At 78.6% G+C, this 570-nt stretch carries 1 protein-coding gene; it reads left to right on the top strand.

The annotated features are described in order from the left end of the window. A partial coding sequence (locus tag L0B03_RS18930) for a hypothetical protein (RefSeq protein ID WP_250448663.1) occupies positions 1–325 on the top strand: 325 nt, incomplete at its 5' end. Positions 326–570: the final 245 nt, after the last annotated feature.

The raw sequence follows: 570 nt of genomic DNA, 5'->3' as shown, positions 1-570 counted from the left end.
CGCCCTCGCCCTGGCCCTCCAGCCGCGGACCACCCGAGGGCCCGTGGCCCGCTGGGCGCCGCGCCTGGCCGCCGCGACCCTCGTGCTCCAGCTCGGCGCCCTCGGGGCCGTGGGGCTCGACCTCGAGGCCCAGATCCCCCTCGTGCTCCTGGCCCTCGGGGTGCTCGTGCCGCTGCTCGCCGTGCCCATGGGCCGCGGGTGGCGCTCGGTCGGCTTCTCCCGGCTCGCCGACACCCTCGAAGGCCTGTCCGTCGTCCTCGCCCTGCCCCTCGCCCTGACCGGCGCCGGGGCCGTCGAGGTGCTCCGGCAGGTGACGTCCCGGTGACATGGCCCGTTGCTACCCTGTGCCCGGCCCCAGGGCACGGGCAGGTGCTCGGTCAGCCTTCCGGGCGGAGCCAGGGGGAGGCACGATGAGCACCACCGTCACGGGCGTGTGCACCCAGTGCCGCTCGCCCCTGCCCCGGACCAGCCCGTTCTGCACCCGGTGCGGGGCCCTGGCCCCCAGCACCGCGTCCGGCCCCCCCGACCCGAGCGGCACCGCCCCCTCCGCTCCCGTCGAGGGCGCCCGCG

The organism is Actinotalea sp. C106, from assembly GCF_023630195.1.
Lineage (GTDB): Bacteria > Actinomycetota > Actinomycetes > Actinomycetales > Cellulomonadaceae > Actinotalea.
The sequence above is the reverse complement of the archived record's forward strand: the minus strand, read 5'-3'. Positions and strand labels throughout refer to the sequence as shown.